We start from the raw sequence: 26,532 nt of genomic DNA on the forward strand, positions 1-26,532 counted from the left end.
TACGCTGGCTGCCTGACGCGAAAGAACAGCATATGAAACCACCGCCGACTTTTCGCATAACATGAATCACGCTATTTTGGCTTATTTTTATGCTACTTCGCGAAAGGTCGACATATCTAACTGTAGACCAATCATTTCACCAGTGATGTGAAGGTCAGCCACAGATCGATTTAAAACATCGACAGATAATTCAATATCTTTAACCCGCACGCGATAGCGAATCACATTGCCCAGCAGGCTGCGACTGACAATTTCTGCAGCAATACCCTGGTCCGCAGCACACAGTGAAATCGACTCCGGGCGAATCGCCACCTGCTGACGGAAAGTACCGCCGGTCAGCTCAGCCGCCTGCGCGGCGCTAATCAGATTGTAGTTACCAATAAATCCGGCGGCAAACAGATCGACCGGTTGGGTATACAGCTCCTCGGCGCCACCATTCTGCACAATTTTGCCGCGATTCATTAATACGATGCGATCCGACAGCGTCAGCGCTTCTTCCTGATCGTGGGTAACAAACAGGGTGGTGAGATTCAGCTCGCGCTGGATCCGGCGAATCTGGTCGCGCAGATGGCGGCGAATCCGCGCATCCAGCGCCGACAGTGGTTCATCAAGTAACAGCAGACGCGGACGCGTCACCAGCGATCGCGCCAGCGCCACGCGCTGAGACTGCCCGCCAGAGAGCTGATGCGGATAGCGGCGGGCAAAATCATTCAGTTCCACCAGCGCCAGCGCTTCAGCAACCCGCTGACGGATTTCGCTGGCCGGCATTTTCTGCATCTTCAGGCCGAAAGCGACATTGCCTTCAACCGTCATATTGGGGAACAGCGCATAGCTCTGAAACACCATGCCTATCGCGCGCTGCTGCGGCGCCAGCGGCACAATATCCTCGCCTTCAATCTGAATTTCACCGCTATCGACCGACGTCAGACCGGCCAGGCAGCGCAGCAGCGTGGATTTGCCACAGCCGCTTGGCCCCAATAGCGTGACAAACTCCCCTTTATCGGCACTGAAATCGATCTGCTCAAAGATTTGCGTCGGGCCGTAACTTTTATTCAGTTGCTTAACGTTCAGATAAGACATAGTTAGCCCCTTTCACGATTGAGGGCGTTCGCCAGCCAGGTGACCAGCAACACGACAAAGAAATAGGAGATCACCAGCGCACTGGTGAAGTGGCCGCTGCCGTTGCGCATGTTATACAGATAGACCTGCAATGTTTCATAGCTGGTGCCGACTAACAGGTTAGCGAATACAAACTCACCTATCAGAAAAGAGAACGATAACAGCACGGCGATAGTGGCGCCTTTACGCAGATTCGGCAGCACCACCCACAGCGCCGCCTGCCAGGTGCTGGCGCCCAGCAGATGGGCGGCATCGATCAGTTCGCGCAGGTTAATCGCCTGCATATTGTTAGCGATGGCACGATAGATAAACGGCAGCGCGATGGTGAAGTAACAGCCAATCAGGATCCATGGCGTTCCGGTCAGCACCAGCGGCCCGGAGGAGTAAAGTTGCAGCAAGCCAACTGACGACACCACTGGTGGTACGGCAAATGGCATCAGTATCAGGATATTCATTACCGCATCAAGTCGTGGAAAATAGTAAGCGATTACAAACATCGCAGGCAGCACCAGCACTAGCGAGAACAGCAGCGCGCCAAAGCAGATCAGCAATGAATGCCATAGCGCCGTCAGAAAGCGCGGGTCGCTCCATAACGCACGCAACCATTTCAGGGTAAAGCCATCCGGCGTAATGGTGGCTCCCCATTGGGTCGCCAGCGCATACAGCAAGGTAACCGCCAGCGGCAGCGCCAGAATCAGAAACACCAGCCAGACAATAATTCGATGATACGTTTTCTCAGCGGCCTGCATCGTTGCCTCCTGGGTTATTTGGCATTGAGGTAACTGCGTCGCACCATCAGCTGATGGATAACGGTAATCATCGCCATCAGCAGCACCAGCAACATCGCCAGCGCGCTGCCAGTATTTGGATCAAGCGAAATATCGCCCGAGACCAGCGCGGCGATACGCACCGGAATAACGTTAAAGTTACCGGTGGTCAGGGCATAAATGGTGGCGTAAGCCCCCAGCGCATTGGCCAGCAGAATGACAAAGGTGCCGATCAGCGCCGGAGAGAGGATCGGTAAACCGATATGCAGCCAGTAGCGCCAGCGGCTGGCGCCCAGCAGCGCGGCAGACTCCTGCCACTCCTTTTTCAGGCCATCAAAGGCCGGATAGAGCAGCAGAATACCCAGCGGGATCTGGAACCAGGTGTAGACCACCACCATGCCGTCGCGCGAGAACAGCTTAAAGCCGTCCATCAGGCCATATTTGCGCATCAGCAACGTCAGGCTGCCGTTCAGTCCCAGCAGGATCACAAAGGCAAACGCCAGCGGAACTCCGGCAAAATTACTGGTCATATTGGTAAACGACATAAAAAAACGATGTAAGCGCCCACTACCAATCTGATGCAGGGAATAGCCACCAATCAGCGAGATCATCAGGCCATACAGGCTCGACCAGAACGAGATATCCAGCGAGTTGCGAATCGCCTGCTGATAAAAAGGCGAAGTGAGGATATCGCTGTAGTTGCTCCATCCCCAGGCTTCATTGATGTCGCTCCAGAAGCTGTTAATCGCAATCCATATCAGCGGCGCAATCTGGAAAGCGAGATAGAACAACGCAAACGGCAACAGACAGAGCAGCGCTATCCCTTTTCCCTTCATGCCGCTGGCCCCTTGTTGAGCCGCAGCAGCCCACGGCAGAGCGGTTTATCATGCTCTGCCCCCAGCAGCGTGCAAAGGGTGCCGCACAGCTCGGTTTGCAGCGGCATCAGTTCCGCCTGCAACGAGAAGCTGGCGCCAAATACAAACAGTGGTACCTGAGTCTCTTCCGGCAGGATGCCGCCATGACTGCGATCGTTATTCATACCGTGATCGGCAGTGACCACTACCTGATAACCGGCTTCCAGCCAGCCCGGCATCCAGTGCGACAGCAGGCCGTCGGCCACACGTGCGCTATTGCGGTACTGTGGCGACGACAGGCCGTAACGGTGTCCGGCATCATCGATATTCATCGGGTGAATCAGCAGAAAATCGGGATCGTGCTGCAAGCGCAGGCTTTCAGCATCTTCAAACAGATGTGAATCGGGATAGCGGTCATCCGAGTAGAAATGACCATACTGAATCGGCAACTCTGGCGCAGAGGTATGACGATCGCGCGCGGCGGTAAATGGCGTGCGGTTATACAGCTCACTGACCCAGTGATAAGCCGCCGCCGCGGTGGTAAGCCCGGCGGCGCGCGCATAGTGGAACAGGCTCTGCTGGTTACTTAGCCGGTTGACGCCATTGTGAATAATGCCGCTTTTCACCGGCGGAACGCCGGTGAGGATGCATTCATACAGCGGACGTGACAGCGATGGCAGCTCACAGGTCATCACATAATATTGACCTTTTCCCTGTGCGCACTCGGCATATAAGTAACCCATCGCGTGTTGGGCGACCTGATTGCTCAGGCCGTCAAGAACTACCAGAATCGTTTTCATCGGCCAGCCTTACTGCTGCATATTGATGGTCACATTTTCCTGCCACAGACGCGGCAGCAGTTTTGAGGTCTTCTCCCACGCCGCCTGATCGGCAATCGGACGCGCATTTTTGTACTGTTCCTGCGGCAGCAGTTTGGCCTGCACATCCGCCGGTAAGTTCAGATGCTCGGCACGAATCGGACGCGCATAGCCTTTCGCCAGGTTGATCTGTCCGGCATCAGAGAAAATATATTCGCGCGCCAGTTTGGCGGCGTTCGGATGCCTGGCGTATTTATTGATAATGGTGGTGTAGCCGGAGGTAACGGAACCATCGGAAGGGATCAGCACTTCGAAGCGGCTTTTATCAATCTGGTCGCGATAGTTCAGCGCGTTAAAGTCCCACACTACCGCCACCGCCACTTCACCCTTCTCGATATTGGCAATTACCGGATCGGTCACGCCCAGACGCCCCTGTTTCGCCAGCTCGCCAAAGAACGCCAGCGCTGGTTTCAGATCTTTCTCGTTACCACCCAGCGCATAGTTCGCCGCCAGCACGCCATTAGCGGCCTGCGCGGCGATGCCGACATCACCGATGGTCACCACATATTTGCCTTTTTTCAGGTCGGCCCAGCTGTGCGGAATATCTTTTACCAGCTGTTTATTCACCAGGAAGGCGATGGTGCCGGTATAGGCCAGCGCCCAGTGGCCATCTTTGTCTTTGGCCCACGCCGGAACCTGATCCCAGGTAGAAGGTTTATAGGGCTGAGTCACGCCTTTTTGCAGCGCGACCGGGCCAAACGCGGCGCCGACATCGCCGATATCGGCGCTGGCGTTATTTTTTTCTGCGGCAAATTTAGCGATCTCCTGCGCGGAGGACATATCGGTATCGCTGTGCTTAATGCCATATTTGCTGCTGATATCGTTCCAGGTATCTTTCCAGTTGGCCCAGCTGTCTGGCATGCCGACGCTGTTGACCTGCCCTTCACTTTTCGCCGCTTTTTCCAGCGCGGCCAGATCGGTATCGGCGCCCTGCGCGGCCGGAAGTGCAAGGAGAATGGCACTGGCTAACACTGATGCGAACAAAGTTTTCATAACTGCTGCTCCAGATGATAAGTTAAATGATACGCTGGACTAGACCAGCAAGATCTGAGCCAATCTAGCCTGAGTGTATGAAGGTTTTATTTCAGTTCAGTGACGGCGCGGATTACAGCTGCATGCAGCGCAGGGACTGCCACCGTTAGCGCTAAGGTAAAATGTACCGGGATAGTGCAGAGTCGCCCCAAAATAAGGCCAATGTTGTGGAACAGTTCACTAATAAAACCGCTGATATTATTTGCCAGGCATTGAGCCAGAGGATCCGGCGTGGTGAGTTTGCCGCACAGGGTCGGCTGCCCGGCGAACGACAGTTAAGTGAGCAGTTTGCCACCACGCGCATTACGCTGCGTGAAGCGCTGGGGCAGCTGGAAGCGCAGGGCTTAATCTATCGCGAACTGCGCCGTGGCTGGTTTATTGCCCCGCCGCGCCTGGTATATAACCCGCTGCATCGCAGCCACTTTCATGCGATGGCGCAACGTCAGGGGCGCGCGGCAAATACTGAAGTGATCGATGCGCACGTTGCCGCAGTCAGCCATGAACTGGCGGACAAGCTGGCAATGAGTGAGGGGGAAGAGGTCTTTCGCATTCGCCGCCTGCGCCGTATTGATGGACGCGCGGTGCTGTATGTTGAACATTATCTGAATCCGCGTTATTTCCCCGGCCTGCTCGAACTGGATCTTACCCAGTCGCTGACCGACCTCTATCTTACCCGCTATGGTATCCGTTATGGCCGCGTGCGCTTTACCATGCTGCCTGGCCCGGTGCCGCCGCTGGCGGCGCCATTGCTGAAAGTAGCGGCGGGCAGCCCGGCGCTGTTTATTACCCGCATCAACCGCGATCAGCATGACCGGATTATTGACTGCGACTGTGAATACTGGCGCTACGATGCGTTATGCGTCGATGTCGAAGCGCAGGGCGTGCTCGGAGGGTAGAAGAAAACCGGGGAGGCGCTTATGGCCTCCCCGGCGGGTATTGTGCCTGGTTAGTGGATTATTTTTTCGGCGGGTTTTCTTTCAGGTAGAGGGCTTTTTTCAGAAGATGTGTTCTAACTTGCTGAAACAAAATCTCACCATCATTCTGTATTTCGTTGAGTGTTTTCAGAACCTGGACTGCATCTGCGTGTGCGGCTGCGGATGAGGCTGCGCTTGCCAACTGCGCTGCATCTGGCCCGCTTTTACCGCTCACGAAAGCATCCGAGCAGGCAGTGGCTGTTGCTTTGGCTTTTATTGCAGCATCGGCGAGGTCTTTGGCTGGGATTAGGGCTGCAGTTGCATCTGCGGCTTTAGCGATTTCTGGCCACTGTTGGCGGCGCCAGAAAACACCGTTAAGATCCTCTTTGCGGAAGCGCAATGCAGCGATAGCAGCTTCGGCCAGCGAGGACGGTGATTCAAATGTTGTCTGCTGGATTCCTTCACCAAAAGTAGTAACGCCTGATGAATCTTTCTCTATCGCAATATTGCCGTCCTGCGTCCATAAGGCATGATGTTGATAATCACCATTCTGAACCTCCTCCCTCAGCACCACTGCAATCGGACGGCTATAAAGGATCATGTTAAATTTAACAATATTACCTTCGGAATTGTAGATTACAGGCTTGTTACTCTTATCAAGAATCATCAGGCTGGCGTTATGTTGTCTGAATAAAGGTGTTTGCGGAATTAACTTCATTAATAGTTCCATACTGTTAGGGGAAAATTTTTTTTTAATATTTCTGGCTAACAGCAATTCATCGCCATCAAGGAGCATATCAGCCAACGCATTACGAGCTGATCCTGTGAGGGTCGGATCATCATGTCTGCGGCTTAAAAAAAATATATCCTTCAGGATTTTTTTCTGAGCATTATTCATTACAGGTTTACTATCGGGATCGTCGATATCTATCATTATTTTTATTAGTTCTAACTGTTCCTCCTCCGACTTTAATGACAATGCATCGATCCCGTTATTTTCTACTGCATTGTTGGAATAAATAGACATTTTCTCTTTTCTTTTTTCGTCTGATTCTTTATTTACGACCCTCACTGCTGGTTTATTTTTTTCTTCTTCAGCAGCTTTTTTTAATGCTCCCATTGCTGCATCATCCCCCTGCAGCAGCCTCAGTTCGACCATCTTCTGTGCAGTTACAGGGTCCAGAAATGCAGTTGAAAGATTCAGCTGTGCAGTTGAGGAGACTGTGATCAGCGAGGACGATTCCTTATGCTTATGCTTATGCTTCAGCTTCTGTAGCGTATGCTTCAGCTGCCACTCAATATTTTTAGTTAATGGGACGTTGGTCTGCGGATTCAACTGCTGCTGTGAACGATCCGACGATTGCGACTTACCAATATGAAAAGGGGTGTTGACAGCGAATTGCTGTAATTCTCGCTCGCTATACTGCCGGGTAGTTGAGGAGGCTATGCTCCCTTTCTGTTTCTTAGGCTGCCGCTGCATATCCTGATTTAAGGGGATAATAAATGCCGGGTTCGATTGCAGCTGTTCTGTTGAGAGATTCAACTGTGCAGTGGTGCGATTCAGCTGTGTAGTTGAGGAGACAGTGCTTCCCGACCACGATTGCGGATACTTATTCCGCTGCCACTCCAGATCTTCAGCTAAGGGAACGATGGTCGCCAGGCTCGATTGCTGCTGCTGTGAGTCATACAACCGTTTCGAACAGTATATAACTTCGCTGGCTTCCTGCTGTAGCATATCTACGGGAACTCGGGTGTAGGCAGCGAGCTCCTTTATTACGCCAGGATCCGCAATATTGATGTCAGAGAGCTCAGCAAAACGTATAAGCGCAAATGCTTTTGAATTGTCGGATAACTGAGGATTTCTCTGGCCAAGCGGGTTTTCGTTAGTAGAAAGAATTTGGTTACGCAAAAGGAATGAATTTGTTTCTTCAACTATTTTATTGAATTTTGTGAATTGTGTGATTTTTTTTTCCTGGGCTTGAGCATTTAAAAGCCGCCGAAGTTCATTATTAGCGCGCCTTAATGCTGCATTCTCCTGCGTAATTAACTCCGACGTGCTGGTGGTTGTAAACGACCCGACCGACTCTGTTGATGTCTGAACCGGCGGTACTGAATCACGATAGCTGCCTTCCGGCGTAAATACCCTGGGTTGAAAAGGTCCTTCGGTATAGAAGGACGATTGCGCAGGTGGCAAAAGATCTCTGGTTGAGGTGGACGGCTGTGCAGGCGGCAAAGTACCTCTGGCATAGGTGGGCCACTCAACAGATGGTAAAAAACATCCGGTATGGAAGAGCGACGGCACAGGTTGCAAACGAAATTCGGTGTAGAGAGGCGACCGTGCAGATACCATATATTGCGACGTATCAGGCGGAGGCTCCATAAACCTTCGATTATTTTCCAGCCAGTCCGCAACCCCCGTATTCCTCACATCAGAAAGATGGGATAAAGGCCTGGTAGCCTGGGTATTTCTTCTGTCCGTATTAGTTGTTTCTACCGCCCAGTCGCTGGGAGAAGAACGATTTATCGAACCATCAGCCATAATGTTTCCCTCCTTGATATTTAGTCACTTTATCCTTAATAAAAACCCGCTAACGGATATAGCATTAAAACAGATCCTCCCTGCTTCTGATTTTATTAGAATCATTGATGATTATAAATATAGCCTCAGCAGGATCCCTCCTTATCTGTATTCAAAAACAATAAAATCATATCAGGATGATATTGCGCAAGAGTTATTAAAAAACGCCAAATCGCACGGCAATTATTGATGATTTCAACCAGCCTGAGGTAATCTTTTTTTCCCTGATGGCCGCGACACCAGAATTGCGGGAAAAAACCCCAGGCTAAACGCAAGAAGTTAACAGGCGACGAGCGATCACAAAAACTGAAGGTTTAAGGAAAAATAATTATGTCTGACCAATTATCCCTTCCCGGCACATCAACGTCATCACAATCGGTCGGGTTTTGCGAACAACAGGTTAAGGGAAAAAAATGTATAGTGGAACAAACACAATCAGTATTAAACATCAACGCGACCATCAGCCCCATTCCTACCTCCTCCGCGAACGCCAGAAAAACCATGGCAAAACTCCAATGCACGCCATCTGAATTACCGGCTAAACAGGTTGAGCATAATGATTTTCGAAGCAAATGCGGAAAACCAGTGAACACCAATACAGATTATGGCAATGGAGATAAGTCTGCTCGCCACTTCACACCTGGTGACTTCCAGGTATCTCCGTCTCAGAACATTTATAATATGCAGACGATCTTGAGAACGTTGCCATCAGAAAAATTCGATTACCATAAAGTGGGAAAATATTTAGAAACATCAGATAAGTACAGTACTCAATCTGCTGCCGGAGCATGCAGGATAATAAACGATGAAAAAGAAAACGTTTTTAAATCAGTACGTATAAGAGCAAAGCAGTTCTTTACAGAACTTAGAGAAGTTTATAACAGTCAAGTTGATAAAGTTTCTGCAGAAAAATTAAAATTAATGATCGATATTATCTGCGCAATTTGTAATCCATCATCGCATAACTTAACACCATTCCTGAACGAAATATCCACACTACTGATAAATGGCGATTATGAAAACATGTTTCTGCAATTAAGGGCCAACCAGAATTTACGTAACCGTCTTGGGCAGACCGCATTTGGCAGCGTAGTATTAAAACAGATGAGAGAAGTATTCCCTCTCGATGTTGCAATTAGTGAATTAAATCAACGACAACAGCAATTTCTGGATATCATTCAGGCATTATGCACACCAATTGACAATTTAAACCTGCATCAAATCTGTGAGCTGGATATAACAGGGAAGAACTTAATTGAAATAACCCATTACCTGAGCAAAAACACAGGTATAAAAAAGATATTAAATGACACGTTTTATGGTCAGAGCATATGGTTTAACTTACTCAATCACCCTGTTTATTTCAAGACACTGTCCGTAAGAGCAAATATAGAATCTCTTTTAGAAAAAATTGAATTAAAAAAAGAAAAAATCAAACAAATAGATAATCTTTCTTTGATATGGCGGGCTCTTAATGTTCTATCAAGAGCGATCACCCGGCGGGAGATCGAAGAGCTGCACAAAAAAATAAAATCCGAGTCGTTAATGTTGGAACTCATTCTGTTAGGCACTGACTTGTTTCGCACCTTATGGCAGATTCAACGATGCGGTGTCCAGAATTCGCTAATGGGATTATTATCTTCAGATGACAGAATAATGCGAGATATTATCACCAATGGCCTTAATCTGGAAGAAATCGCTAATCAGGTTAGCCCTGTGCTGCTGGTAGATTGCCAACGGTGTGAAGAATTTGTGCGAATATGTTATTTGCTTAGCGCCTGTGATGCTTTTTTCGAACATGATAATATCAACGGCAGGGCGATAAAACTTTTTAACACCATGATGGAATTCCACCCGTTAACGCCGGATGATATAGAAATATTCCTCAATCAGTTGAAAAAATCGCAACAGTTTTTTTTTGCTGGGATCGGTAAAGAGAAAACAGAAGCTAATAATAATGCTAATACAGAAGTTTGCGCATCAATAATTTCTGCCATGGTTTTTTTGCGACCTGACCTCGCCTGGATCGACATCAAAAGAATATTATTGGTAATAGAAAATATGCCTTCCAGCGTGAACTTCCACAATCGACAGTATAATGATGCAATGCAGCAATATATTAATAGTTTTGAGCAATGGAGTGGCCCCTATGCCAACCATTCCGATAAAGCAACAGTAACGCGGATTGTTCATTCTTATTTTAAAAGTGGCATGGAGGGTAAAATTAATGAAATTGCCGATGATATCAGTAGAAGATTACGCGATTCTTTGTCAACTGAAGTATTAAAAGAAAACTTCTACCGTAGTCTGAAAAACATCATCGACGATAATTTAATTAAGAAGCTTGATATTGGTAAAGAACAATTAAAACAGATCGAGAGTGAAATGCTTGATTACCTTCTTATTTGTGGTAGATATTCAGATAATAAAAGAGAAGCTATTTTTAACACCACGATAGCACAGATCTTAAAGTTACCCTCAGAGATGCTGGCATATAAGTTAAAAAAACAAAATCTGACTACTGAGCATTACAAAGAATATCACCACAATGGTGACGATCGGTTACTGACCATGGCGCATATTGATGACATCGAGCACTTTGGAATTTTGCACATCGATATTTCTGCTTTTATCAGTAAGCTGAAAGATGCTTACGATGCTTTTAATGTAATGAAGCTATTTTTTGCTCCCCAGCCTGAACTCAGCGCTTATATCGCTGCGCTACTGACATCAATGACCGATATCCTTTACAAGCGCGAAAAAAATAAAATCAGTGAATTCAAAGAAATGGTTAATATTTTTTTTGATTCAGCGATATTTGAGGAATTTATGGCTTCCATTCAGGATAATGAGGAAGTTACAGATGCGCTGATGACGATAAAGGCCGGGCTTTTATCGCTCTCTCTTCCCGATATCTCAATACTCTTCAATAAGATTGAAAAACTTGGAATCCACTTTTCTGCGAAAGACAGTGAAAACTTTAAAACCTATATAGATGAACTGCTAAAAAGTACCGAGCACTCGCAGCCGGAGATAAATCGCCTTATTTTAAATTACCTGCTTCGTCTGACCTTAGAATCGGGCAGTATTAAGACGCCACAGGTGCAATTTAAAGGCCAGTCGCACGAATTTTTAGACGCGTTGACCCGAAGTCTGCACGAAAATATGACCAGAATAAAGAAGGCAGAGGCTATACGTCTGATGGCTGAGTGGGGTATCACATCATCCAATATGGATTATACCAAAATCGCCTGCGAATTTATTAACGGTGCAAGTAATAACGTTACAAAAACACCACCATCAAATAAAGAGAGACGCGGACAGGAGTTGAAAAAATTATCGCCAGAAGAGGCCAGTTATTTCAGTAAAAAATTAGATGAAATGCTCTCCGAGAAGATCACCGCTCCGCAAGATAAAATCATGGAAATAGTGGAAGAATTTCGCCGCTCCCGAAATATAAAGGTGCTGAAGGACGTCGCTAACTATCATTTCTTATATGTCACCCTGAATAATTTGCGCAATAAGTACCGAAATGAACAGGATGATGCTAAACGCAGGCAGATGATCGAAGAGATGTATAAGATTATCATCAATATGGATAACCATGACACACTGAATACTTTTTACCAGGTGCAGGAAAAAGAAAAAAAATGCTACAGTGCGCAGGAGTTTATTAAGTATACCGATAAAAAGGAACAGGTATCGGGCAGTCTGATGTGTAAAATGGTTAATCTTGATACCAGACTAAGAGAAATTATCTCTCAACGTTACGCGGATAGTGTTGAGGAGTATAAAAAAGAAAATGAGGCATGCCAGCGCGAAAATGCCCTCAGTTATCACTATTATGAAAATGAACTTAGTAAATATCAATATGAAAGAGACCGACGCGCGAGAGATTTGTTCCAACAATGCTCTCACCTTACTGAGCTTGACTATAAATATAATTTTCGACAATGGCAGAACGATAACAAAACCGAAAGCCAGCTCGCCACTCTGTTGCAGATGGAGGCACACCAGCAGTGGCTAAATACGAAGCTGCTGGTTGTTTGTAATGTCCGCGGCGTGGTTGATATTAAAATGGCGGCGGACAGTAAAATCACCGTTAACAATAATAAAGGTGCTGCTGGCGGAATAAATCGTCACCAGTTCCTTCATAGCGGGTTACATACCGACAAACTTTTTATGGTGGAAGTCTCCCGTAAAGAACTGCTCGCTGCGCAGGAGGACAGACAGTTTAGCTATAAAGACGGGCTGGCAGATCAACAGCTTATCGAGAGTAAAAAAGGCTTTATGCCCACCAGCAATCCCGCCGAAATGACTGCAACTGAAGAGCAGGTATTACCCTTTGACGGACAGTGTTTAACACTGGAAGCCTTTATGAAGGTCGTGGTTGGTGCGAATAGTAACTTTACGGTGGTCAAAGTTATGGAGAAGAACAGGGAAAACGCGGGATGCTATCCAACAGAGTATCCGCGGCCGTTTGACTGTGGGGCACTGGCTAATTATCTGATAACTGAAAATTCAGGTATTTCGCCAGACGCACCTCGCTATGCGCAACAGGCCGCTAACGGATCGGGCTATGACGCCGGCGGAACAAGCGGCCCGTCAGAATCCGCGCGATCCTCCAACATGACAGAAATCCTGCTTGCCCCGCCGCCAGCGTTTGCTGATCCGCGAATAAATCCCGACTGGCGGGTCTATCGCAGGGGCGATCGTCCGGATAATATTTCTACCGATGTCACGCAACAGAGGGCAATGCAACAAACAGCATTGAAACTGACGGCGATGCAAGAGGCAGCATTGCAACAGAAAACATTGCAGCAGACAGCACCGCAGCCAGCATTGATGCAACAGACAACAGTGAAACTGACAGCAGAGCAACGGGCAGCTCCACCGGAGCCAATCGAACTGACAAAAGGGCAAAAACAGAGAACAGAGCTAAGGGAAGCAATCTTCAGGTTAAATCTTAGTCGGCAGAAGAGCGCCCCTGTTCCCGATAAGACCCAGCCGATATATCGCAAACCAACAGGGTCACATCTGACCGGTCTGAGTTCTGCTCCTGATTTAGTGCCGCTGCAGATCAATTCACGGGCCGGCGATCGCCTGATTGAGTCTCTGGTGCGTCATATGTATCAGTGTTATCAGCCCGATGATTCATCTGTCCAGGCATGGGTGAAACATTACCGCTCGGTGCTGGCCACCAGGAACTGGCTCAATACAGCGCCGACAAACCAGGACCAGGATGGCTCTCAGAAACCGGCAGGCAATCATCCCGGCGCAATGACATTGAACATTCCGGTGTTATTAACCTTAATCGATATAATTAATGCCGATCTGCAGCGTAGCCATAAAGATCCGATGCGGGTGATGATTCATCAGATGGTGGAGAGGAGAAATGAGCAGCATCCCACTGGCAAGGTTACAGTTACCGAAGTCTATACCTGTGAGCCGTCAGTCGGGCGCGATGTCCATATTTTGCTAAGAGACGGGCATTTTATGCCACTAATCAGCAAAGAAGCCGCCCGCAAGCTGCCGAAGTAACCAACACGGGGCGCAAACCACTGCGCTCCGTGCCTTTTACCGCCGCTTAATCCGCATCATAGCCAAGGTTTGGCGCCAGCCATCGCTCGACTTCCGTGACCGGCATCCCTTTACGCGCGGCGTAATCTTCAATCTGATCGCGCTGCAACTGGGCGACAGCAAAATACTTACTGTCGGGATGGCTGAAATACCAGCCGGAAACCGCCGCGCCCGGCCACATGGCGAAAGATTCGGTCAGTTTCATGCCAGTATGGCTTTCGACATCCAGTAAGTTCCAGATGGTGGCCTTCTCGGTATGCTCCGGGCAGGCCGGATAGCCCGGCGCCGGACGAATGCCCTGATAGTTTTCGCGGATCAGCTCTTCATTACTGAGGTTTTCATTGGCGCCAAAGCCCCAAATCACCTTACGCACCCGCTCATGCAGATACTCGGCAAAGGCTTCCGCCAGACGATCCGCCAGCGCCTTCACCATGATTTTATTGTAATCATCGTGCTGTGCATCAAAGGCAGCCGCCAGTTCATCCTCTTCCAGCCCGCCGGTCACCGCAAAAGCGCCAAGGTAGTCAGCTTTACCGCTGGATTTTGGCGCGACGAAATCCGCCAGGCAGTAGTTGGCAAAGCCGGTTTTTTCCGTCTGCTGACGTAAGTGGTGGCTGACCTGAATCACATGGCTGCGTGATTCATCATGATAGATTTCAATATCATCGCCGACACGGTTGGCCGGGAAAATCCCGACTACGCCACGCGGATTGAGTGTGCCCTGATTGTGCAGCTGATCCAGCATTGCATTGGCATCGGCAAGCAGGCGCTTCGCCTCTTCACCGACCACTTCATCTTCGAGGATGCGCGGATATTTGCCCGCCAGCGACCAGGTCATAAAGAATGGCGTCCAGTCGATGTAGTTACGCAGTGTATCAATGGTGGCTTCCACCGCGCTGACCCCAAGCCGATGCGCCACCGGCGGGGTGTAATCCTGCCAGTCAAAGGCGAAATCGTTATCTCGCGCGGTCTGCAAGCTGACCGGCGGCGTACGCGGCTTTTTACGCGCATGCTGAATACGCACGGTGTCGTACTCTTTACGCGTCCGCGCAACAAAATCAGCATGCTGGGTTGCGGAGAGCAGCGCCGACACCACACCGACGGTACGCGAGGCATTCTGCACATATACCGTCGGCCCACTGTAGTTCTGCTCGATTTTTACTGCGGTATGCGCTTTTGAGGTGGTGGCGCCACCAATCAGCAGCGGCAGGGTAAAGCCCTGGCGCTCCATCTCTTTCGCCACGTTGACCATCTCATCCAGCGACGGGGTAATCAGGCCGGAAAGGCCGATAATATCGGCATTCACTTCGCGCGCGGTTTTCAGGATTTTCTCCCCCGGCACCATCACGCCAAGATCGATAATTTCGTAGTTATTACACTGCAACACCACACCGACAATGTTTTTACCGATATCGTGGACATCGCCTTTAACCGTCGCCAGTACAATTTTGCCGTTAGTCTGACCCTTCTCTTTACTGGCTTCTATCCAGGGTTCAAGATAAGCCACCGCCTGCTTCATTACGCGCGCGGATTTCACCACCTGCGGCAGAAACATTTTGCCTTCGCCAAACAGATCGCCTACCACGTTCATCCCGGCCATCAGCGAGCCTTCAATCACTTCGATGGGGCGCGCCACTTTCTGCCGCGCCTCTTCAGTGTCGGCTTCAATAAATTCGGTGATGCCTTTTACCAGCGAGTATTCGAGCCGTTTTTCCACTTCCCAGCCGCGCCATTCCGCCAGCTGCTTATTGCTCTCGTCACTGGATTTACTGCTGCGATATTTTTCCGCCAGCTCAAGCAGGCGTTCGGTGCCGTCGTCACGGCGATTTAGCACCACATCTTCTACCGCATCACGCAGTTCCGCCGACAGATCGTCGTAGATCGCCAGCTGACCGGCATTGACGATGCCCATATCCATGCCGTTACGGATGGCGTAATAGAGGAATACCGCGTGAATCGCTTCACGTACCGGATCGTTACCGCGGAATGAGAACGAGACGTTGGACACGCCGCCGGAGATCATCGCATGCGGCAGTTCACGTTTAATATCTTCACAGGCGCCGATAAAGTCCTGTGCGTAGTTATTATGCTCATCAATACCGGTGGCCACAGCAAAGATATTCGGGTCAAAAATAATATCTTCCGGCGGGAAACCCACCTCTTCGGTAAGAATTTTATAGGCGCGGCGGCAGATTTCGATTTTGCGTGCGCGGGTATCCGCCTGCCCTACTTCATCAAAGGCCATGACCACCATCGCCGCACCGTAGCGACGCACCAGCTTCGCATGGTGGACAAAGGCTTCCACGCCCTCTTTCATGGAGATGGAGTTAACAATGCCCTTACCCTGAATGCATTTCAGCCCTTTCTCGATCACCTCCCATTTTGAGGAGTCGATCATAATCGGCACACGCGCAATATCAGGCTCACCGGCAATCAGATTAAGGAAACGCACCATCGCCGCTTCGGCATCGAGCATTCCCTCATCCATATTGATATCGATAATCTGCGCGCCGCTTTCTACCTGTTGCAACGCCACTTCCAGCGCTTCGTTATATTTTTCTTCTTTAATCAGGCGCTTAAACTTCGCAGAGCCGGTGACGTTAGTACGTTCGCCAACGTTAACAAACAGCGATTCGGCGGTGATATTAAGCGGCTCAAGACCAGAGAGGCGACAGGCCACCGGGATATCCGGCAGCTGACGCGGCGCGACGCCATCGACAACCTGCGCAATCGCGGCGATATGTTCCGGCGTGGTGCCGCAGCAGCCGCCGACAATATTAAGGAATCCGGCCCGCGCCCATTCGCCAATCTGCTCAGCCATAATAGTGGCATCAAGATCGTATTCACCAAAGGCGTTCGGCAGACCGGCATTCGGGTGCGCGGTGACATAGCATTCCGCCAGCCGTGACAGCTCCGCCACATACTGGCGCAGCTCGTCCGGTCCCAGCGCGCAGTTAAGACCAAAAGAGAGCGGTTGCGCATGGCGCAGTGAGTTATAGAACGCTTCGGTGGTCTGGCCGGAGAGCGTACGCCCGGACGCATCGGTGATAGTGCCGGAGATCATCAGCGGCAGATCGACGCCCAGCGCTTCAAACTCAGTCTGTACCGCAAAGATCGCCGCTTTGGCGTTCAGGGTATCAAATACCGTTTCGATCATAATCAGATCGGAACCCCCTTCCACCAGCGCGCGCGTCGATTCGCGATAGGCTTCCACCAGCTGATCAAAGGTGACGTTACGGAAAGCCGGGTCATTAACATCCGGCGAAATGGAGCAGGTACGGTTGGTCGGCCCCAGTACACCTGCCACATAGCGCGGACGGTCCGGGGTTTTCGCCGTCCACTCGTCGGCGCAGGCGCGTGCCAGTTTCGCCGCCACGAAGTTAATCTCCGCCGACAGCGATTCCATATGGTAATCCGCCATCGCGATGGTGGTGGAGTTGAAGGTGTTGGTTTCGAGAATATCAGCACCGGCGGCCAGATAGCCGTCATGGATCGCGCTGATAATGTCAGGCCGTGTCAGTACCAGCAGGTCGTTATTACCCTTCAGATCGCTTTGCCAGTCAGCAAACCGTTCGCCGCGAAAGTCGCTCTCCTCCAGCTTATAACTTTGGATCATTGTGCCCATGCCGCCATCCAGCACCATGATGCGTTTCGCGAGCTGCTGCTGCAGCGCTTCTGTTCTGTTACTCACACTCGCCTCTTCACCGTCTTCTCGCTGGCTGAAATGCCAGCAGGACATACTGGCACAACTTTTGTACCGGTAAAAGCGACGGCGGATGAGACATTTTCAGTTAACAGTGCGCACTGATCCGACCAGAACGGCGTCTGTTGCAATATTAGTCAATAAAACGAAAATGATTTCCACATCCTGAAAAATAAGCGAGTCTGATATGGCAACGCCCGTTCCCACCAAACGTGGTAAAAAACCCCGCAGCGCAGCCACTCCAGCCGCTCAGCCCACCGGACAGGTTCAGTCCCTGACACGCGGCCTGAAACTGCTGGAAGCGATTGCGGAATCCCACGGCAGTGTGGCGTTAACTGAACTGGCTCAGCAATCAGGCCTGCCCAACTCCACCACTCACCGTCTGCTGACCACCATGCAGCAGCTGGGATTTGTTCGTCAGGTCGGCGACCTGGGTTACTGGACTATCGGCGCCCATGCCTTTGTGGTCGGCAGCAGTTTCCTGCAGAGCCGGAATCTGCTGGCGATGGTACATCCGATGCTGCGCAGTCTGATGGAGTCATCTGGCGAAACCGTCAATCTGGCGGTGCTGGATTTAAGCGATCATCAGGCGGTGATTATCGACCAGGTGCAGTGTACTCAGCTGATGCGCATGTCGGCACCCATTGGCGGTAAGTTGCCGATGCATGCCTCTGGCGCGGGTAAAGCTTTTCTCGCCAATCTTAGCGAGCAACAGCTGACTGAACTGCTGCATCGTAAAGGCCTGCATCATTACACTCCACATACGCTGATGTCGCCGCACAGCCTGAAGGAGAATCTGGCGCTGGTGCGTAAAACCGGTTATGCCTTCGATGATGAAGAGCATGCGCTGGGCCTGCGCTGCGTCGCTGCCTGTATCTATGATGAGCATGGCGAACCCTTTGCCGCCATCTCCATCTCCGGCCCGATATCGCGCATTACCGACGACCGCGTCACGGAAATCGGCGCGATGGTGATTAAAGCAGCCAAAGAGATTACCCGTGAATATGGCGGACATCATTAATGACAGCCGCCATTTCTCGCTGACTAAATCGCTGCCGCCGTCGATAGGCATATACATCTTCAATATAACCCTCGCGAATGCGTTGTTGCAGCCCGCGCCAGTAATCGGCGCGAAACAGCTCGCTGTGCAGCTGATCAAATAACGTGGCGATAGCCGGGTCGCAACACAGATAGTGGCGAAACTCTTCCGGGAACACATCCTCTGGCGCCACGCTGTACCAGGGTTCCTGGCTGAGTTCATCTTCCGGGTAACGCGGCGGCGGAATATCGCGGAAATTCACCTCGGTCATATAACAGATTTCATCGTAGTCATAAAACACCACCCGGCCATGGCGTGTGACGCCGAAATTTTTATACAGCATATCGCCGGGGAAGATATTCGCCGCTGCCAGCTGCTTTACCGCATTGCCATACTCTTCAATCGCATCATGGCGCTGCTGATCCGTCGCCTGTTCCAGCCAGATATTCAGTGGCGTCATGCGGCGCTCCAGATAGAGATGCCGGATAATCAGCATCTCTCCATCAACCTCCAGTTTTTCCGGCACCTCACGTTGCAGTTCCGCCAGTAATTCGGCGCTGATCCGCGACCTTTCAATGGCAAAATTTTCAAACTCCTGGGTATCCGCCATACGCCCCACGCGATCATGCTCTTTCACCAGCTGATAGCAGTGCCGCACGCGGGCGGGCGTCACCTCTTTCTGCGGCGCAAAACGGTCCTTAATTACCTTAAACACCCGGTCAAAACCTGGCAGCGTAAATACCAGCATCACCAGCCCGCGCACGCCGGGTGCGATGACAAATTGATCGCCAGTGCTGGCCATATAGTGCAGATATTCACGGTAGCTTTCGGTTTTGCCATGCTTCTGGCAGCCAATCGCCATATAGAGTTCAGCGGTGGTTTTGCCCGGCAGGATTTCGCGTAACCATTCGACCAGCGCGGCAGGCAGCGGCGCATACACCATAAAGTAGGAGCGGGCGAAGCCGAAGACGATGCTGGCCTCACGTTTACGGGTTAAGCAGGTATCAATCCACAACTCACCGGCGTCGCTGCGGTGAATCGGCAGTAAAAAAGCGTATACCCCGGATGGCAGACAGAGTTTTGCCACTAACCATGCCGCCTTATTGCGATAAAACAGCTCATTCGCCACTTTTAGCGTCGCCTGTTGTAGCTCCGTGGCGGCAAAGTTCTGTTGCAGATGGGCAATGATATAACCGATATCGCGCGGCAAATCCTGCCACGGCAGGCGCAAAGGTAAGTCACCAAGCATTTGTTGCAACAGCGAGCGCCAGCCTTGTTGTGCGCTAAAGGCTTTCGCCAGCGGACGCGGGATAGTGCGAAAACGGCGCGCTGGCTGCGAGCTGAAGATAAACAGCCGTTCCGCCGTTAGCGCCTGATGATCAAACAGACGACAGTAGACTGAATTAAAGAAACTTTCGGCGATTTCAAAACGGGGATAGTCAGGTAATAACCCGGTGTAGATGGCCTTGATGCGCGTAACAAAATCCGCGTCATCTGGCAGACCGATACAGCGTAGTTGCTCTACGACCAGGCCGACATGATGATCGTAGAGATGGATACGTGCTTTCATCGCCTGCTGCACCGCCAGCCAGTCAGCCTGTTCGAAGCGCTGCTGGGCGCCAGCGGTGATCTCGAGGAAGCGACCATATTGCGCGTCAAACCCCTGCAGAATAGTTTGCGCAATCAGTTTTTCGGTTGGTGACATAGCGCAACCTCCAGTCGGGCGGCGAGAACGCCGCCCCTGCACCGTTTAAACCCAAGGGCAACGTTCTCGCTGCCCGGTTTCGAATGATCAGTGATCGAATTGCTGCTCTTCGGTCGAACCGGTTAAGGCGGTGACCGATGACGCGCCACCCTGAATAATGGTGGTGACACTATCGAAATAGCCGGTTCCCACTTCCTGCTGATGCGACGAAAAGCTGTAACCCTGCTTAATCGCGGTAAATTCCGGCTGCTGCACTTTCTCAACGTAGTGCCGCATCCCTTCTCCCTGCGCGTAAGCCTGCGCCAGATCGAACATGTTGAACCACATGCTGTGGATGCCCGCCAGGGTAATAAACTGATATTTATAGCCCATCTCCGCCAGCGCCTGCTGGAAGCGCGCGATGGTCTGGTCATCGAGATTTTTCTTCCAGTTAAACGACGGTGAGCAGTTATAGGCCAGCAGTTTGCCCGGAAAACGCGCATGGATGGCATCGGCAAAGCGCTGCGCCAGCGCCAGATCCGGCGTCGAGGTTTCGCACCACAACATATCGGCATACGGTGCATAGGCCAGCCCGCGGCTGATCGCCTGGCCGATGCCGGCGCGGGTGCGGAAGAAACCTTCCGGCGTGCGCTCACCGGTAATAAATTCGCGGTCGTACTCATCGCAATCGGAAGTGATCAGATCGGCGGCATCGGCATCGGTACGGGCGATAAGTACAGTCGGCACCTCCATCACATCCGCCGCTAAACGCGCGGCAACCAGCTTCTGAATCGCCTCCTGCGTCGGTACCAGCACCTTGCCACCCATATGGCCGCATTTTTTCACCGAGGCCAGCTGGTCTTCAAAATGCACACCCGCCGCCCCGGCGCTGATCATCGCCTTCATCAGCTCAAAAGCGTTCAGTACACCGCCGAAGCCCGCTTCAGCATCGGCAACAATCGGCAAAAAGTAGTCGGTATAGCGCGCATCACCCGCTTCAATATTGCTGGCCCACTGAATCTGGTCGGCACGCTGAAAACTGTTATTAATCCGCTCCACCACGGATGGCACCGAGTTCGCCGGATAGAGTGACTGATCGGGATACATGCTGGCCGCCAGATTGGCATCGGCCGCCACCTGCCAGCCGGAGAGGTAGATCGCCTCGATACCCGCTTTCGCCTGCTGCAATGCCTGGCCGCCGGTAAGCGCGCCGAGGCTGTTGATATAACCCTTCTTCGCGCCGCCATTCAGCAGCGCCCACAGTTTTTCCGCGCCCTGCTGCGCCAGCGTACAGGCCGGATTGACGGAACCGCGCAGTTTCACCACTTCCGCCGCGCTGTAGGGACGGGTAATGCCTTCCCAGCGTGCATTGCGCCAGTTTTGTTCTGTGTTCTCAATCTGTTGGGTACGTGAGGTCATAGCGGATACTCCTGGTTGTCAGGGAATAAGGCTTAAGGGATCAGGCGGTAACCTGGCAGCGTGAGAAACTCCACCAGTTCAGTTTCAGTGGTGATGCGCTCCATCAGGCGCGCGGCATCATCAAATCGTCCCTGACAAAAACGCTGGTCACCCAGCTCTTCCTGAATCACTCGCATCTCTTCAGCCAGCATCTGACTGAACAGCGCGCGGGTCACTGTCTCACCGTTGGTCAGCGTTTTCTGATGGCGGATCCACTGCCAGATCGAGGTGCGTGAGATCTCAGCGGTCGCGGCATCCTCCATCAGTCCATAGATCGGCACGCAGCCATTGCCGGAGATCCAGGCTTCGATATACTGCACCGCCACCCGAATATTGGCGCGCATTCCCGCCTCGGTGCGTTCTCCCTCGCAGGGTTGCAGTAACTGTTGTGCGCTGATTGGCGTATCGTTTTCTCGCAGCACGTCCAGCTGGTTCGGTTTATCGCCCAGCGCCTGGTTAAATACCGCCATTACCGCGTCGGCCAGTCCCGGGTGCGCAATCCAGGTGCCGTCATGACCGTTGGCCGCTTCACGTTGTTTATCAGCACGCACTTTATTCAGCACCCATTCGTTGCGTTCAGGCTCTTTACTGGGAATAAACGCCGCCATACCGCCCATGGCAAAAGCGCCGCGACGGTGACAGGTTTTGATCAACAAACGCGAATAAGCATCGAGAAAACCCTGATCCATGGTCACTGACTGACGATCGGGTAAGACACGATCACCATGATTCTTCAGGGTTTTGATATAGCTGAAGATGTAATCCCAGCGGCCACAGTTAAGTCCGACAATATGATCGCGCAGGTGATACAGAATCTCGTCCATCTGAAATACTGCTGGCAGGGTTTCAATCAGCAGCGTCGCCTTAATCGTGCCGCGCGGCAGATCGAAACGATCTTCGGTATAGCTGAATACCCCCCTCCACCAGGCCGCTTCCTGAAAAGACTGGGTTTTCGGCAGATAGAAATAGGGGCCACTGCCTTTGGCCAGCAGCGCCTGATAGTTGTGGAAAAAGTAGAGCGCGAAATCAAACAGGCTGCCGGGGATCGCTTCACCGCGCCATAACACATGCTTTTCCGGCAGATGCAGCCCGCGTACCCGGCAGACCAGCACGGCGGGATAGGGTTTGAGCTGATAGATTTTGCCCGCTTCATTGCTGTAGCTGATGGTGCCTGCGATCGCATCGCGCAGGTTGATCTGCCCGTCGATCACTTTCTGCCATGAAGGCGCCAGGGAGTCTTCAAAGTCCGCCATAAACACATTCACATTGGCGTTCAGGGCGTTGATCACCATTTTGCGTTCTACCGGACCGGTGATCTCTAGCCGACGATCCTGTAAGTCCGCCGGGATACCGCGGATCTTCCAGTTGTCATTTTTAATGGAAGTGGTTTCCGAAATAAAATCAGGCAGCTCGCCATTATCAATTTTGCGCTGTACCAGGCTGCGTTCCGCCAGTAGTTCGTTGCGACGCGGTGTAAAGCGCGTCACCAGTTCGCTAAGAAAGTCGACAGCGCCGTCGGTTAAAATCTGTTGTTCTGCGCTGCCAAAGGGCTGACTGAATGCCAGCTCAGTAGTGATTGCATGTTGTGTCATGTTCGCTCTCTCCCGTTTGATCCTGCACGATCGATCGTTCAATCTTCTTGCTGCTGTTTTTATAACCTGCAGGATCAAAGCATAATCAGATAATTTTCAAAATCAAAAACTATTTCCATTTTTGATATTAAGCTGAATTAATCGATTGAAAATAAATAGAATAATATTGATAAGCGAAAGGAAGGGGTTTTCAGCAGGGAGATTGGGTAAGCAGAGGGTCTGGCGGGTCAAAAAGCATTCAACCCGCCACAGCAGATTATTCCAGCGTTGGATTCATATGGCGCAGATCAAACGGGGTAATCTGGTAGACGTAATAGTTCAGCCAGTTGGTGAACAGCAGATTGCCGTGACTACGCCAGGTGGCGCGCGGCGGCAATTCAGGATTGTCCTGCGGGAAATAATTAAATGGCACTTCCGGCTGCAATCCGGCTTCGTAATCACGATGATATTCGCCCGACAGCGTCAGGGCATCATACTCAGGATGGCCGGTGACAAACGCCAGCCGCTTATCTTTGCTGGCAAACAGGTAGGCACCGGTTTGCTCTGATTCAGCAAAGATCTCCAGATCGGTGTAGTCGCGCAATAACTGGCTGGGAAAATCGGCGTAGCGTGAATGTGGTGCGAGGAAGTTATCGTCAAAACCGCGCGTCAGCAGAGCGTGTGGATGCAGGGTCTGATGCTCGTACACGCCGGAAAGCTTGGTTTGTCGCGTCTGCTTCGGAATGCCATACAGAATATTTAGCGCCGCCTGTACCGCCCAACAGACAAACAGTGTCGAGGTCACATGCTCTTTCGCCCAGTGCAGCACGCGCTGGATCTGCGGCCAGTAGGCAACATCGTTAAAATCCACCAGACCTAAAGGCGCGCCGGTGACGATCAGTCCGTCAAAATTATCGTGCTGGATATCTTCAAAATTGCAGTAGAAGTTATTGAGATGCTCGCTCGGCGTATTGCGTGATTCACGCGCGTCGATACGCAGTAACTGAATATCGATCTGCAGCGGTGAGTTGGAGAGCAGGCGCAAAAACTGGTTCTCAGTCTCAATCTTTTTTGGCATCAGATTTAATACCAGCACCTTTAACGGACGGATTTCCTGAACACTTGCGCGTGAAGAGGCCATCACAAAGACGTTCTCATTACGCAGGAAATTCACTGCTGGTAGTTCATCGGGTACCCTGATTGGCATAACCTGTTTTCCTCATACATACGTTTATACGTTTAGACATCCAGATGCCTGAAGATAGCCTTTTGCCGTACAAAAGTCGAGAGATCATCCAATAGTTGAAAATGTTTCACCTAAAACGGGAAAGCATTGCCGAAAAAATCCCAGACGCAAAAAACCCTCATGCTTTCGCACGAGGGTTATCGCAATTTGATGCCTGGCAGTTCCCTACTCTCGCATGGGGAGACCCCACACTACCATCGGCGCTACGGCGTTTCACTTCTGAGTTCGGCATGGGGTCAGGTGGGACCACCGCGCTAAAGCCGCCAGGCAAATTCTGTTATTCATGCCGCCCTCAGGCCGCACAAATTAATCCGTTGTGAACAAGCTGAATATTTCGCGTCTCTCATCACGCTCACCAAAACACTTCTGGTGTTGTAAGGTTAAGCCTCACGGGTCATTAGTACCGGTTAGCTCAACGCATCGCTGCGCTTACACACCCGGCCTATCAACGTCGTAGTCTTCAACGTCCCTTCAGGACTCTCAAGGAGTCAGGGAGAATTCATCTCGAGGCAAGTTTCGCGCTTAGATGCTTTCAGCGCTTATCTTTTCCGCATTTAGCTACCGGGCAATGCCATTGGCATGACAACCCGAACACCAGTGATGCGTCCACTCCGGTCCTCTCGTACTAGGAGCAGCCCCTCTCAATTCTCCAGCGCCCACGGCAGATAGGGACCGAACTGTCTCACGACGTTCTAAACCCAGCTCGCGTACCACTTTAAACGGCGAACAGCCGTACCCTTGGGACCTACTTCAGCCCCAGGATGTGATGAGCCGACATCGAGGTGCCAAACACCGCCGTCGATATGAACTCTTGGGCGGTATCAGCCTGTTATCCCCGGAGTACCTTTTATCCGTTGAGCGATGGCCCTTCCATTCAGAACCACCGGATCACTATGACCTGCTTTCGCACCTGCTCGAGCCGTCACTCTCGCAGTCAAGCCAGCTTATGCCATTGCACTAACCTCACGATGTCCGACCGTGATTAGCTGACCTTCGTGCTCCTCCGTTACTCTTTAGGAGGAGACCGCCCCAGTCAAACTACCCACCAGACACTGTCCTCATCCCGGATCACGGGACTAAGTTAGAACATCAAACATTAAAGGGTGGTATTTCAAGGTTGGCTCCACGCAGACTGGCGTCCGCGCTTCAAAGCCTCCCACCTATCCTACACATCAAGGCTCAATGTTCAGTGTCAAGCTGTAGTAAAGGTTCACGGGGTCTTTCCGTCTTGCCGCGGGTACACTGCATCTTCACAGCGAGTTCAATTTCACTGAGTCTCGGGTGGAGACAGCCTGGCCATCATTACGCCATTCGTGCAGGTCGGAACTTACCCGACAAGGAATTTCGCTACCTTAGGACCGTTATAGTTACGGCCGCCGTTTACCGGGGCTTCGATCAAGAGCTTCTCCTTGCGGATAACCCCATCAATTAACCTTCCGGCACCGGGCAGGCGTCACACCGTATACGTCCACTTTCGTGTTTGCACAGTGCTGTGTTTTTAATAAACAGTTGCAGCCAGCTGGTATCTTCGACTGCTTTCAGCTCCGCCCGCGAGGGGTTTCACTTACCGGCAGCGTGCCTTCTCCCGAAGTTACGGCACCATTTTGCCTAGTTCCTTCACCCGAGTTCTCTCAAGCGCCTTGGTATTCTCTACCTGACCACCTGTGTCGGTTTGGGGTACGATTCGATGTTACCTGATGCTTAGAGGCTTTTCCTGGAAGCAGGGCATTTGTTACTTCACCACCGTGGTGGCTCGTCATCACGCCTCAGCCTTAAAGCGTTCCGGATTTGCCTGGAACGCAAGCCTACACGCTTAAACCGGGACAACCGTCGCCCGGCTAACATAGCCTTCTCCGTCCCCCCTTCGCAGTAACACCGAGTACAGGAATATTAACCTGTTTCCCATCGACTACGCTTTTCAGCCTCGCCTTAGGGGTCGACTCACCCTGCCCCGATTAACGTTGGACAGGAACCCTTGGTCTTCCGGCGAGCGGGCTTTTCACCCGCTTTATCGTTACTTATGTCAGCATTCGCACTTCTGATACCTCCAGCAGACCTCACAGTCCACCTTCGACGGCTTACAGAACGCTCCCCTACCCAACAACGCTT

The 26,532-nt window shown here is 51.2% G+C and carries 14 protein-coding genes and 2 rRNA genes; 3 read left to right on the forward strand and 13 right to left on the reverse strand.

From position 1 onward, the window contains the following. Positions 1-87: 87 nt before the first annotated feature. From N5923_RS14405 to N5923_RS14425, 5 genes are read right to left on the reverse strand one after another with little or no spacing between them, the layout of a single operon-like run. Positions 88-1,080 (reverse strand): ABC transporter ATP-binding protein, encoded by a 993-nt coding sequence (locus tag N5923_RS14405; protein WP_267142037.1) that lies wholly within the window; start codon positions 1,078-1,080, stop codon positions 88-90. Between the two features lie 2 nt (positions 1,081-1,082). After that, positions 1,083-1,868, reverse strand: a complete 786-nt coding sequence (locus tag N5923_RS14410) for an ABC transporter permease (RefSeq protein ID WP_267142038.1) — start codon at positions 1,866-1,868, stop codon at positions 1,083-1,085. 14 nt (positions 1,869-1,882) lie between these two features. Further along, entirely contained in the window at positions 1,883-2,722 is an 840-nt protein-coding gene (locus N5923_RS14415) for an ABC transporter permease (protein WP_267142039.1), read from the reverse strand. Then, a complete protein-coding gene (locus tag N5923_RS14420) occupies positions 2,719-3,540 on the reverse strand; it encodes an alkaline phosphatase family protein (protein WP_267142040.1) in 822 nt (273 codons plus the stop codon). The genes N5923_RS14415 and N5923_RS14420 overlap by 4 nt, the downstream gene beginning before the upstream one ends. A 9-nt stretch (positions 3,541-3,549) precedes the next feature. After that, positions 3,550-4,611 carry an ABC transporter substrate-binding protein gene (locus N5923_RS14425; RefSeq protein ID WP_267142041.1) on the reverse strand — a complete coding sequence of 354 codons (1,062 nt, stop codon included), beginning with the start codon at positions 4,609-4,611 and terminating at the stop codon, positions 3,550-3,552. A gap of 161 nt (positions 4,612-4,772) precedes the next feature. Between N5923_RS14425 and N5923_RS14430 the strand changes: the two genes are divergently transcribed. After that, the gene (locus N5923_RS14430) at positions 4,773-5,546 is read left to right on the forward strand and encodes a UTRA domain-containing protein (RefSeq protein ID WP_407704458.1); all 774 of its coding nucleotides are present in this window, start codon (positions 4,773-4,775) and stop codon (positions 5,544-5,546) included. 58 nt (positions 5,547-5,604) lie between these two features. On the opposite strand, the gene N5923_RS14435 is transcribed toward N5923_RS14430, so the two are convergent. Next, positions 5,605-8,103 carry a hypothetical protein gene (locus N5923_RS14435; RefSeq protein ID WP_267142043.1) on the reverse strand — a complete coding sequence of 833 codons (2,499 nt, stop codon included), beginning with the start codon at positions 8,101-8,103 and terminating at the stop codon, positions 5,605-5,607. A gap of 369 nt (positions 8,104-8,472) precedes the next feature. On the opposite strand from N5923_RS14435, the gene N5923_RS14440 reads away from it, so the two are divergent. Continuing rightward, the gene (locus tag N5923_RS14440; RefSeq protein ID WP_267142044.1) at positions 8,473-13,683 is read left to right on the forward strand and encodes a hypothetical protein; all 5,211 of its coding nucleotides are present in this window, start codon (positions 8,473-8,475) and stop codon (positions 13,681-13,683) included. A gap of 46 nt (positions 13,684-13,729) precedes the next feature. Here the strand turns inward: N5923_RS14440 and metH are convergent, their stop codons facing one another. After that, positions 13,730-17,413, reverse strand: coding sequence for a methionine synthase (gene metH, locus N5923_RS14445; protein ID WP_267142045.1), 3,684 nt, complete (start codon positions 17,411-17,413; stop codon positions 13,730-13,732). A 199-nt stretch (positions 17,414-17,612) separates the two neighbouring features. Between metH and iclR the strand changes: the two genes are divergently transcribed. Beyond that, positions 17,613-18,446 carry a glyoxylate bypass operon transcriptional repressor IclR gene (gene iclR / locus N5923_RS14450; protein ID WP_267142046.1) on the forward strand — a complete coding sequence of 278 codons (834 nt, stop codon included), beginning with the start codon at positions 17,613-17,615 and terminating at the stop codon, positions 18,444-18,446. Here the strand turns inward: iclR and aceK are convergent. From aceK to N5923_RS14480, 6 genes are all read right to left on the reverse strand, one after another. Beyond that, entirely contained in the window at positions 18,418-20,169 is a 1,752-nt protein-coding gene (gene aceK, locus N5923_RS14455) for a bifunctional isocitrate dehydrogenase kinase/phosphatase (protein WP_267142047.1), read from the reverse strand. The genes iclR and aceK overlap by 29 nt on opposite strands. 87 nt (positions 20,170-20,256) lie before the next feature. Beyond that, positions 20,257-21,567, reverse strand: a complete 1,311-nt coding sequence (aceA, locus tag N5923_RS14460) for an isocitrate lyase (RefSeq protein WP_267142048.1) — start codon at positions 21,565-21,567, stop codon at positions 20,257-20,259. A 32-nt stretch (positions 21,568-21,599) separates the two neighbouring features. Next, positions 21,600-23,198 (reverse strand): malate synthase A, encoded by a 1,599-nt coding sequence (gene aceB, locus N5923_RS14465; RefSeq protein WP_267142049.1) that lies wholly within the window; start codon positions 23,196-23,198, stop codon positions 21,600-21,602. A gap of 256 nt (positions 23,199-23,454) precedes the next feature. Beyond that, positions 23,455-24,384, reverse strand: a complete 930-nt coding sequence (gene metA, locus N5923_RS14470; RefSeq protein WP_267142050.1) for a homoserine O-acetyltransferase MetA — start codon at positions 24,382-24,384, stop codon at positions 23,455-23,457. Between the two features lie 191 nt (positions 24,385-24,575). Beyond that, positions 24,576-24,691, reverse strand: a 5S ribosomal RNA gene (gene rrf / locus N5923_RS14475). Between the two features lie 108 nt (positions 24,692-24,799). Further along, positions 24,800-26,532: ribosomal RNA gene (locus N5923_RS14480) — 23S ribosomal RNA — on the reverse strand; the annotation flags it as partial.

Source organism: Winslowiella arboricola (assembly GCF_025527015.1).
GTDB lineage: Bacteria > Pseudomonadota > Gammaproteobacteria > Enterobacterales > Enterobacteriaceae > Erwinia > Erwinia arboricola.

Bases quoted from the DNA above. Each gene is read 5' to 3' on its own strand.
- iclR (WP_267142046.1), top strand. From the start codon at position 17,613: ATGGCAACGCCCGTTCCCACCAAACGTGGTAAAAAACCCCGCAGCGCA.
- N5923_RS14405 (WP_267142037.1), bottom strand. From the start codon at position 1,080: ATGTCTTATCTGAACGTTAAGCAACTGAATAAAAGTTACGGCCCGACG.
- N5923_RS14415 (WP_267142039.1), bottom strand. From the start codon at position 2,722: ATGAAGGGAAAAGGGATAGCGCTGCTCTGTCTGTTGCCGTTTGCGTTG.
- aceB (WP_267142049.1), bottom strand. From the start codon at position 23,198: ATGACACAACATGCAATCACTACTGAGCTGGCATTCAGTCAGCCCTTT.
- aceA (WP_267142048.1), bottom strand. From the start codon at position 21,567: ATGACCTCACGTACCCAACAGATTGAGAACACAGAACAAAACTGGCGC.
- N5923_RS14430 (WP_407704458.1), top strand. From the start codon at position 4,773: ATGTACCGGGATAGTGCAGAGTCGCCCCAAAATAAGGCCAATGTTGTG.
- N5923_RS14440 (WP_267142044.1), top strand. From the start codon at position 8,473: ATGTCTGACCAATTATCCCTTCCCGGCACATCAACGTCATCACAATCG.
- N5923_RS14435 (WP_267142043.1), bottom strand. From the start codon at position 8,103: ATGGCTGATGGTTCGATAAATCGTTCTTCTCCCAGCGACTGGGCGGTA.
- metA (WP_267142050.1), bottom strand. From the start codon at position 24,384: ATGCCAATCAGGGTACCCGATGAACTACCAGCAGTGAATTTCCTGCGT.
- aceK (WP_267142047.1), bottom strand. From the start codon at position 20,169: ATGTCACCAACCGAAAAACTGATTGCGCAAACTATTCTGCAGGGGTTT.
- N5923_RS14420 (WP_267142040.1), bottom strand. From the start codon at position 3,540: ATGAAAACGATTCTGGTAGTTCTTGACGGCCTGAGCAATCAGGTCGCC.
- N5923_RS14410 (WP_267142038.1), bottom strand. From the start codon at position 1,868: ATGCAGGCCGCTGAGAAAACGTATCATCGAATTATTGTCTGGCTGGTG.
- N5923_RS14425 (WP_267142041.1), bottom strand. From the start codon at position 4,611: ATGAAAACTTTGTTCGCATCAGTGTTAGCCAGTGCCATTCTCCTTGCA.